This window comes from Bacteroidota bacterium (assembly GCA_016183775.1).
GTDB lineage: Bacteria > Bacteroidota > Bacteroidia > JABDFU01 > JABDFU01 > JABDFU01.
In genome coordinates, this window is the sequence record JACPDY010000057.1 from 1 (window position 1) to 10,843 (window position 10,843).

General features: G+C 40.6%; 6 protein-coding genes and 1 pseudogene. 6 read left to right on the forward strand and 1 reads right to left on the reverse strand.

The annotated features are described in order from the left end of the window. Positions 1–166: 166 nt before the first annotated feature. The 6 genes from HYU69_07250 (at position 167) to HYU69_07275 (ending at position 8,918) form a co-directional block, all read left to right on the forward strand. The gene (locus HYU69_07250) at positions 167–535 is read left to right on the forward strand and encodes a hypothetical protein (protein ID MBI2270141.1); all 369 of its coding nucleotides are present in this window, start codon (positions 167–169) and stop codon (positions 533–535) included. Positions 536–651: 116 nt separating this feature from the next. Continuing rightward, on the forward strand, positions 652–1,770 hold the full coding sequence (locus HYU69_07255) for a Fic family protein (protein ID MBI2270142.1): 1,119 nt from the start codon (positions 652–654) through the stop codon (positions 1,768–1,770). Positions 1,771–1,844: 74 nt separating this feature from the next. After that, on the forward strand, positions 1,845–2,729 hold the full coding sequence (locus HYU69_07260; GenBank protein MBI2270143.1) for a 4-hydroxy-tetrahydrodipicolinate synthase: 885 nt from the start codon (positions 1,845–1,847) through the stop codon (positions 2,727–2,729). Positions 2,730–2,832: 103 nt separating this feature from the next. Beyond that, a complete protein-coding gene (locus HYU69_07265) occupies positions 2,833–5,391 on the forward strand; it encodes a caspase family protein (GenBank protein ID MBI2270144.1) in 2,559 nt (852 codons plus the stop codon). Positions 5,392–5,456: 65 nt separating this feature from the next. Then, the gene (locus HYU69_07270; GenBank protein MBI2270145.1) at positions 5,457–7,805 is read left to right on the forward strand and encodes an MMPL family transporter; all 2,349 of its coding nucleotides are present in this window, start codon (positions 5,457–5,459) and stop codon (positions 7,803–7,805) included. A gap of 153 nt (positions 7,806–7,958) precedes the next feature. Beyond that, positions 7,959–8,918, forward strand: a complete 960-nt coding sequence (locus HYU69_07275) for an alpha/beta fold hydrolase (protein ID MBI2270146.1) — start codon at positions 7,959–7,961, stop codon at positions 8,916–8,918. 1,179 nt (positions 8,919–10,097) lie between these two features. Here HYU69_07275 and HYU69_07280 read toward each other — a convergent pair. Continuing rightward, a pseudogene (locus tag HYU69_07280) lies at positions 10,098–10,211 on the reverse strand (phenylalanine--tRNA ligase subunit alpha). Positions 10,212–10,843: the final 632 nt, after the last annotated feature.

Below are 10,843 nucleotides of genomic sequence, written 5' to 3' on the forward strand. Positions count from 1 at the left end.
ATAATTTTCCATTGGGCATCGGTAAGGCTTGTTTCATACATGGTACATAGGGTTTTGGTCAACACTAAGTAATTCAGTAGGAGATTTCCTTTTAGATGCCCTTTATACTTTTTATCAAATGAATTTTAAACAGTTTCTAAATAAACAGTAATTTAAATTTAAACAAATGAAGAAGCTCATCGCGATCGCAATAATAGCAATAGCATTTTCCTGCAACAAGAGTGTAAACCAGACCTACCAGGTTACCTATACTGCTTACGGCAAAGTGTTCCCGTATTACGTTACCTACGATAATGGCATTATTTCGAATTTTGTTGATACGGTGCGGACAACTTCCTTTACCAAAACGATATCAACTCAATCCAAGAATAAAGTAATGGGAATTAACGCGAAAAATATTCTTTCTGCTTCGGCGCAAAGCGATTCCCTGTTTGTTAAAATAGTGATTGGCAGCCAGGAAAAACACGATCATACCGTATTTTTGACCAATGTGCAGGGGAGCATCTCTGCTAATCTGACCACACCTTCCAAATAACCCGCTTTTTAGTTTTTGAAGTTACTACCCTGCGGAGAATAATGTCTATAATCTCCGCATAATATGCGGTGAATATTTTGTTATGCGGAGATTAATACCTACATTTACCGCATATTATGCGGAGATTAAATCACTATATACATCAACTGAAAGATTGGCCGGACTTTACCTGGAGCAATGAAGAATTGCTGTTTGCCCTTGGGAAAGTCAGGAATATACAGGGAAAATTAATGGGTAAAATGGAGGCGCTTGGCTTTTCTTTACGGGAAGAGGCCGGTCTGGAAACCCTCACACTGGATGTTTTAAAATCGACCGAAATAGAAGGGGAGTTCTTAGATCCCGGACAGGTTCGTTCTTCTGTTGCCAGGCATTTGGGTATGGATATAGCAGGGCTTGTGCCATCCGCCAGAAACATTGATGGAGTGGTGGAAATGGTACTTGATGCCACACAAAAAAATAAAAGGCCTTTAACGGCTCAAAGATTATTCAGCTGGCATGCAGCCCTGTTTCCGACAGGAAGAAGTGGAATGTATAAAATAGTTGTGGGTAATTGGCGAAAGGATACAACGGGCCCTATGCAGGTTGTATCAGGTCCCATGGGTAAAGAACGGGTACATTACGAGGCGCCTGATTCAAAAATGGTAGGTAAAGAAATGAACAGGTTTATAAAATGGTTCAACGCAGAGCAGGCTCTTGATCCCGTGATAAAAGCCGGAATCGCTCATTTGTGGTTTGTAACTATACATCCTTTTGATGATGGGAACGGCAGAATAGCCCGTGCCATTGCCGATATGCAGCTTGCCAGGGCCGATGGAAGTCCGCAGCGGTTTTATAGCATGTCCGCCCAGATACGTTTGGAACGAAAGAAATATTACGATATCCTGGAGCAAACCCAAAGAGGAACTATGGATGTCAGTAAATGGTTGAAATGGTTCCTGGATTGTTTAACCGGCTCCCTTAATGCGACAGATAAAACCCTCGCCAGAGTTTTGCAAAAGGCGGATTTTTGGAAAACTCATTCGGCTACCCCGTTCAACGACAGGCAACGATCAATGTTAAATAAACTTTGGGACAGATTTGAAGGTAAACTAACCACTTCTAAGTGGGCAAAAATCGCCAAATGCTCCGGTGATACTGCTTTGCGTGACATACAAGACCTGATGAATAAAGGCATACTGCAAAGAGAAGCCGGCGGCGGCAGGAGTACCGGTTATGAATTGACAGTTAGGTCTTGAACTCTCTACTCAGATGCAGTATATCGCATAAAAATTACTCTTATATTTGCTGCTCATAAAATTGATACAAAACCATGAATGCAGGTATTTTCAGAGGAACAGGAGTCGCAATTGTTACTCCATTTACAAAAAGCGGTCAGGTTGACTTTAAAGCCTTAAGCAGAGTAGTTGAACACATCATTAAGGGTAAGGTGGAGTATATTGTGGCATTGGGTACTACCGGCGAATCGGTTACTTTATCGAAGGAAGAAAAGATTGATATCGTGAATTGTATTGTTGACACAGCTAAAAAGCGTGTGCCAATTGTTCTTGGAAATGGTGGCTGCAACACAACTGAAGTTGTTAAGACATTTGGTCATTTTGATATGAAACAGATCGCGGCTGTACTGTCTGTATCTCCGTATTATAACAAACCAAGCCAGGAAGGGATTTTTCAACACTATAAAGTAATAGCTAAGGAATCACCTAAACCCGTGATCCTGTATAATGTACCGGCCCGCACTTCTTCTAACATGACAGCCGACACCACACTTCGCATTGCCAATGAAATTGAAAATGTAATTGCAATGAAAGAAGCATCGGGGAACCTGGATCAATGTATGCGTATCATTAAAAATAAACCGAAGGATTTTTTACTGATCTCAGGCGATGATGCTATAACGCTTCCTATCATAGCCTGTGGCGGCGATGGCGTTATTTCGGTATTGGGTAACGCGTACCCGGCCGGTTTTTCGGAAATGGTTCGTCAGGCCCTGAATGGTAATTACAAAAAAGCGCGGGAACTACACTACAAGCACACTGATATCATTGAACAGATGTTTGCCGATGGTAACCCGGGCGGGGTTAAAGAATTTTTATCTGAGCTGGGCCTTTGTGAAGCTAATTTACGTCTGCCGCTTGTACGTGTAAATAAACAAGTGCAGGAGAAGATAAGATCACTGGCTAAGGCGTATAAATAACTATTCTAAGTGTAATTCTGCCTTCAGGACCCCGGAATAAGGTTGATGTCTGTTTGTCATGTATAATATAAAGCCTTATTTTCTTAATTATAATTTCCATACCATGACACTCAGAAAACAACTTTCACTTATCCTGGTGCTTTTTATCAGCATTATCAACGCACAGGATTTTTCTATCAAACAATTTAAACACATCGAAGGCTTTACCGACTATGTGCATAAGGGTACATTTTCCCCTTACGGAAATTATTTCGCCGTTACAACAGGCGATAATATGGTGGTATTATACAACAGCCTGTTTGAGAAGGTGTGGAGTTTTCAGGGTGAGCCTTCCAGTAAATCAGGTGCCGTAGCATTTTCACCCGATGAGAAATACATGGCTATTTCAGAACTGCGCACTCCAAGTGATGTAGTTATTCTGCGCCTGAGCGATCTGAAATTAATGCAGGAGTTCTCAAATGTGCATACTAATTATATCAATACACTCACGTTCAATAACTATGGCACCAGCCTTGTTTCCTGCAGCAGCGATTCAACAATGGTGCTTTGGCTGCTTAAAAATGGTTTGTTCGAACAGGTGCAAAAGATAAAGGCGCATAAAGGCAGTGTAACAAATATTGCGTTTACTCCTGATGGAAAGTATCTTGTTTCAACAGGCAGGGATAAATGTATGAGAGTATGGGAACAAAAAAATAATAAGCTGGTTGAAGTGTCCGATCTCAAAAGTGAAAATGAAACCACCTGTATAACATTCGAGCCCGGAAATAAATACATGTATGGCGGCAACGACTATTGCCTGGTTACCTGGCAAAGAAAGGACAATACGTTTACACAAACACAAAAGAAAAAGCTGGAACACAGCGGGGAGCCGGATGCAATCGCGATGAGTCCCGATGCGAACTACGTGGCTACTTCGGCCTATCGTTCACCGGTTAAATTTTATAAACGCAATGGAGAACAATTAAATGAGTTTTATACTCTTCTTACGCCCCACAAAGACATGGTGTTTGGGGTTTCTTTCAGTCCGGATGGCCGTTATTTTGTTACTGCAAGCAGGGACCAGAGCTTTATTGTATGGGAAATAACAGGTGTAGAGCCTTCTGAAAAGGTACGTGTGCAGCAATACCTGGAAGCACCATTTTCCGAAGCGCAAAAAAGAGTGATGGCGAGTCCGGTATTCCCTGAGATTATGGCTCATCTTGACCCCAAGCTTACTATGCCGCGCGAAGAGTTTGAAACCACCGCTCAGTATTTCGAACGCAGAAAAAAACTGAAGGCGCATACGCTTATGGTGATCCAGCAGGAAACCGAAAAATTATACGGTGTGGTCCCCAAAGGACAGGAGGTAAGCGTAAAACTTGAAGACATTGGGCGCTACAATGCCGATGAAAAGACCTATGAGGTTTATTTTATGGGCACAAGCGCTATTGTTAAGATCGAAGTGGAGAACGCGCGGGAGCTGAAAACAAACTGGAAAAATGTAAGTATTACCTGCACCAAAATGAAGGATAAGAATGGTGTTTCTTCACAATACAATAACTTCCGCTTGGTTTCAGGCGATAAGCAGCATTCCGTCAGCCTTCGTGAAAATCCGTTCGGGTCTATCGATCAGAAATATGGTAATACGAAGATCAGTATCATTTCTCCAAATCTGACCGGGAACAGGAGCGTATCTGTTGCACGGGAAAGCATGGATCTGAAGGGGAGAGTGGAAGATCAGGTGGGCATCAGGCAATTTTTTGTGAATAACGATGAGAATAAGATTGATAGCACCGGCACTTTTCAAAAAACGATAAAGCTGGTAAATGGAGAAAATGTAATTACACTCAGGGCCATAAACAGGCTCAATATGTCGGCGGAAGAAAATTTTAGCGTGATGCACCAAAGTGTAACAGCGGAAGTGAAGTCTTCGCCGGATTCAAAAGATTCGACGAAGCGGAATTTCGCTCTTCTTTTTGCTTCAGAGAATTACACTGATTTTAGTGCTTTGGTCAATCCGGTGAATGACGCGAAAACAGTGGCGGCTGAACTCAATAAATATTACGGTTACCAGACCGAACTGGTTGAAAATGCCACCCAGGAGCAAGTGATAAATAAGATACGGGAATATGCTACGCTTACTTACGGAGAGTATGATAACCTGTTCATTTTTTTCGCGGGACATGGCTTGTATGATGATGTGTTTAAAGAAGGATATATTGTGGCAAAGGATTCCAAAAAAAATGATCAGTCGCGTTCAAGTTATATTTCACATTCCAACCTGCGTACCATGATCAACAATATTCCCTGCAAGCATATTTTTCTTACAATGGATGTGTGTTTTGGAGGAACCTTTGATCCTCTTATTGCCATGTCGGGTTCGCGTGCCGGCGATGAGTATTCCGAGATCTCGAAAGAGAAATTTATTGAGCGTAAGCTTAAATACAAAACCCGTAAGTACATAACATCAGGCGGAAAAGAATATGTTCCGGACGGACGCTCAGGTGAACACTCACCGTTTGCCCGTAAATTTATCGAGGCACTTCGTACCTATGGCGGATCGGATGGAATATTAACTCTTGCCGAAATAGTTACCTTTGTTGAAAAAGTAACACCTCAACCCCGTGCCGGCGAATTTGGCAGCAATGAACCCGGAAGTGATTTTTTGTTTATTGTTAAGTAAGCAACAAAGCCGGATCACTGATCGACAGCTTTTTTGGGGTCAGAAAAAGGATTGCATTAAATAGTATGTGGAAATACCTGTCGAATAAAATATTACGAAACAGAATAGCCTTTATTACCGGTCTTATTCTTGCAACAGTCTTTATGGGCTATGAAGCCGGTAAGATCGAACTTTCGTATGATTTCGCTAAAATCCTTCCATCCAACGACAGTACTTATATCGACTACCTCAATTTTAAACAAACGTTTGGTGAAGATGGAAATGTGATGGTTATTGGCTTCCAGGATAAGGCCCTGTTTAATCTAAAAAAGTTCAATGACTGGTATACTTTAAGTGAAGATATAAAGCGGTTAAAGGGCATCCAGGAAGTGATGTCGGTTGCTAAATTGTATAATGTTGTTCGCAATGACAGTCTGGACAAATTTGATTTTAAACCTGTGGTTACTCAGGTATTAAAAACCCAGCAGGAAGCTGATAGTATTAAAGGTGTAATTTATTCATTACCTATTTACGAGGGATTGATCTACAATAAGGAAAGTGGCGCCACGCTCATGGCGATCACTTTCAATAAAGCGGATCTAAACAGTAAACACCGGATTGAGCTGGTCGGTAACATTAAACAATTGGCAGGAAAATTTGCTGAAAAGCACAATATTAAAATTCATTATTCCGGGATGCCCTATATCCGTACCGAATTCATGGCTATCGTTTCCAGCGAAATGGTTTTATTCCTGGTATTAGCCATACTGGTAACCGCTTTAATCTTGTGGATATTCTTCCGTTCATTTACTTCGGTGCTGTTCTCTATTGTTGTGGTTATAATAGGTGTAATATGGTCCGTTGGTATACTTCATTTACTCAATTATAAAATTACGATCCTGACAGGCCTGATCCCACCGCTTATTATTGTGATTGGCATTCCGAACTGTATTTTTCTAATTAACAAATATCACCTCGAGTTTTCTACTCACGGAAACAAAATAAAAGCGCTTACCCGTACCATCCAAACAATAGGGCTTTCATTATTTCTTGCAAACATTACAACCGCCATTGGATTTGGAGTGCTTTATTTCACAAATAGTTCTTTGCTGGTAGAGTTTGGCATAGTAGCAGCGATAAATGTTATCATCACTTATTTCATTACGTTAATATTAATTCCTATCATTTTAAGTTTTCTGCCTGAGCCCGCCGCAAAATTTACCAAGCACCTCGAAGCCAAAAAATTAAATAAAGTGCTGGAATTAATCGATTACCTCGTGCATAATAAAAGAAAGGTCATTTATATGCTTACAACGGTTGTAACAATAATCTCTTTATATGGTATGACTAAAATTGAGATTATTGGATTTGTTGTTGATGACCTGCCGGAGAAGCATCCCATCTATTCCGATCTACGTTTTTTTGAACAGAATTTCAGAGGAGTTTTACCATTTGAAGTATTAATTGATACAAAAAGTGAGAACGGGGTATTTAATAATAATGCCGAAGCGCTTTATAAAATAAAATCATTGCAAAAGTTGTTTGCAGCTCATCCCGAATTTTCAAAGTCTTTATCCGTGGTTGATGCAATTAAATTCTCCTACCAGGCACACAAAGGCGGCAACCCGAAATATTATATTCTTCCCGGGATTACAGAGTTACAAAAGCTTTCCGGCTATGGCGATTCAATTAAAGGCAAAAAGAACAGATTCCAGAGCTTTATCGATAGTACCAAACGTCTTACACGTGTTACGGCGCAAATAGCCGATATAGGTTCTGAAAAAATGAAATTATTGGTGGCTGATCTGAGACCTGAAGTTGATTCCATTTTTGATCCTGAACATTACAATGTGAAATTAACAGGACATAGTTTAATGTTTTTGAAGGGAAACGATTACTTATTAAAGAATTTAATCGAAAGCCTTATTATAGAAATAGTTCTGATCATTCTTGTCGGCTTGGCTCTTTTCAGATCCGTTCGGATCATCTTTTTATCAAAATTGCCTTGTCTCATACCTCTTGTAATTACCGCCGGTATCATGGGTTTCTTAGGGATCCGGTTTAAGCCTTCCACCATCCTTATCTTCAGCATCGCCTTTGGTATTTCGTCGGATGGCACAATTTACTTTTTAACTAAATACAGGCAGGAGTTAAAACATCGCACCAAAAGTGTTACAGAAGCTATTTCAGCTACTATAAAGGATACAGGTATTAGCATGATATATACCGCCATCATTTTGTTCTGCGGCTTTGCCATATTTATTGCATCAAGTTTTGGTGGTACTGTAGCCTTGGGAGTTTTGATTTCTGTTACCTTGTTGGTTTCAATGGTTACCAATCTTATTTTACTTCCTTCTTTACTTCTTTCAATTGATAAAAAAGCAAGTAAAAAAGAAATGCTGGCGGAGCCTTTAGTAGGTCTTGAGGAAGATTAATAGTTTATCCTTATTGAAGTGAATTTTAAAAATATAAATAAGACATGTTACGTTTTGAAAAGGTTCGAAGTCGGAAGTCCGAAGCCGGAAGACTTCTAACTTCCGACTTCCAGCCTTAATACATCTATTGTCGAAATTTAAACACATAACACCATGAACAAAATCCAATCTCTTGTACTTCTCGCCGCTACGTTCGGCATTAATTGTGCGGCACAAACCCAGCCTAAATTTCAGCATCCTGAAGGGAAGCATATTAAAGTGAATGGCGCGAAACTGTGGGTCGAAACAGTTGGTGCCGGCGACCCGCTATTCCTCATTTCCGGCGGACCGGGTGGGGCACACGTGGGCATGCATAGCTTTGACGGACTTAAAGATTCGTGTACACTGGTGTATATTGATAACTTCGGGCGTGGCAAATCGGATACGGCTAAATCGGTCACTGAATACAGCATAAGCCGTGATGTGGAAGATATAGAAGGACTGAGAGTGGCCATGAAATATGAAAAAATAAATATACTCGGACATTCCTATGGCAGCCTGGTGGCACAGGAATATGCTTTTAAATATCCTATGAATGTAAAACACCTCATCCTTGCCAACGGTTTTTTCAGTGCGGAAATGTGGCAAAAAAATGATGATAACTCCAATCACGAAATTAAAACCAATTACCCCGAAGTATGGGAAAAGCTGATGCAGCTGCGCGATGCAGGCGCTCATTCCAACGACCCTGAGCATATTACGGTATATGGTAAAGTGCCTTATGGTTTTCTGTACGCATATAATCCCGAGAACTTCCGTAAAAGCCGTGATCCTGAATATCCGAATCCGTTCAACACGAAGTTATATTACCAACTGGTGGGCGATGACGGAGATTTTATTATAGGCGGTGATATCGGGAAAATTGATTACCGCAAACAGCTAAAGGATCTGAAAATGCCGGTGCTAATTGTCGCGGGCCGTTACGATAGGGTATCCGTTCCCGAATTTGCTGTCCAGTACAAAAAGTATTGTCCGCAGGGCCAGTTCGAAATGTTCGAGCGCTCAGGCCATAATCCCCAGGTTGAAGAACCCGAGAAGGAGTTTAAGATCATTAAGAAGTTTTTGGCTAAGTAATGAGATAAATTTATCCGGGGGCTATTACAAAATTTTTTTCCCGGCTTTAAAGTTTTGTGCCTGGTCAGGTTGAGGCATAATTAATTGGGATTAAATATAATATAAAATGACGTTAACTTTGGGGCAAACCGGTAAGAGATATAGGCAGTGTAGCAGTACAAAAACTAGTGTTTTCTACCTGTGGTTGAGCTTTGCTTCAAAGTATGTTGTATGTAATATTGGTGAATCCATAGTGGTATCCCGTTTGGCAGCAATGCTTTTTATATAAAATACTTTGAGCCTGTATTGATTGCCATAAAAAAAGGACAATGAAACAGATCATTAAAAATTGTGCAGGTATAGATATTGGAAGCGAAAAAGTTTTCGTATCTATAGAAAAAGAACCTGTAAAGAGCTTTAGAACTTTTACGGCGTGTTACAAGGATCTTGGGGTGTATTTAAAGCAACACAGCATAGAACAGGTTGCTATGGAAGCCACGGGGATTTACTGGATTACCTTGTATGATATTTTAGAGGAAATGGGAATAAAGGTTGCGTTGGTAAATCCTGCCGACAGCAAAAATTTACCGGGCAGAAAAACAGATGTACAAGACTGTCAGTGGATTCAGCAGTTGTACAGTTACGGATTATTAAGAGAGAGCTTTGTTCCCCAGGATTTGGTAAGGAAGCTTCGGGTATATACGCGCATGCGCGAAGATCAAATGTCAGCCTCACACATCCAACACATGCAAAAAGCACTCATAGAAATGAACATTCGCTTGCCGGAAGTTCTTTCTCAAACTCATGGAGCAAGCGGAATGGCAATGATAAAAGCCATTTTAGAAGGTGAACGAAACGCAAATACCCTGTTAAGCTATTGTAGTAAGGATTTACAAAAGAGAAAAGGCAATGATATATTGCTGGCTTTAGAGGGGAACTATAAAGAGGAATATCTTTTTGAATTGCGTCAGGCATACGATGGATACATGTTTTACCTGGGACAAGTGAGTGTATGTGATCAGGAGGCAGAAAAGGTGCTGCTTAACTTTAGTAAGCAGGCAAATAAAAATTATAAGGATAATAATGCACCCAAGCGCATTCGTCATAATAAACCCCAGATAAAGAACCTGCATAAATTATTACAAGGCATACATGGAGGCAATCCAACAGTATTGCCAGGGCTGACAGATTATAGCTTTATGCGCGCAGGAAATCCATCAGGCACCCTTTCAGATGGCCCATATGAGTATTTTTGTAGATGACCAGTCCTTCCATCTGGTGAAACATCGGCGTGTGCGTCATATCATAATCGGAAAAAGCCAGGCGTGGAGTAGCAGTGGCAATAAAAGCAACGGCAAGGAAATTAGCAGAGCTATATTACAAGATATTTGCTCATGGGATGGAATATGTTGAACAAGGAGTAAAGATGTACGAGCAAAAATTAAAAGAGCAGCAGATAAAGTTTTTGACCAAAAAAGCAACAGAACTTAATTTACAACTTATTCACATATAGCTAAATATGAAAAGGCGTCATTGGCAGCTTGCCTGTCATTGCGAAGCTTGTGCAATGGATGGTAGGCATAGTCGAAACCTGTGGGAAGGCCATCCAGTGGCATACGTCAATTTTGTATAATCTTGTACCTACAATCGCTTAGCGCGTGCCATCGCTTCAATCACCGTATGATTTCGCACAAGGCTTTTGCACTGCTGAAAATTTTATAAGGTCGGTTAATTTATTCTCAAAGGCTAAAAGGCCATGAGTAGCCTATAAATTACTTACAGTTATAGTGAAAGTACAAGTGGCCTTCACCCGAGTTTGACACTTGATTTTTAACAATTCAGCAATGATGTGGGTTTGCGGGCATGGGGTTAGGTTTGTGCCACTACATTTTGGGTTCTGTCTTAAGAATTTTGGGCGGGATTTGCATTCCTAAGGTTTTGAAGAG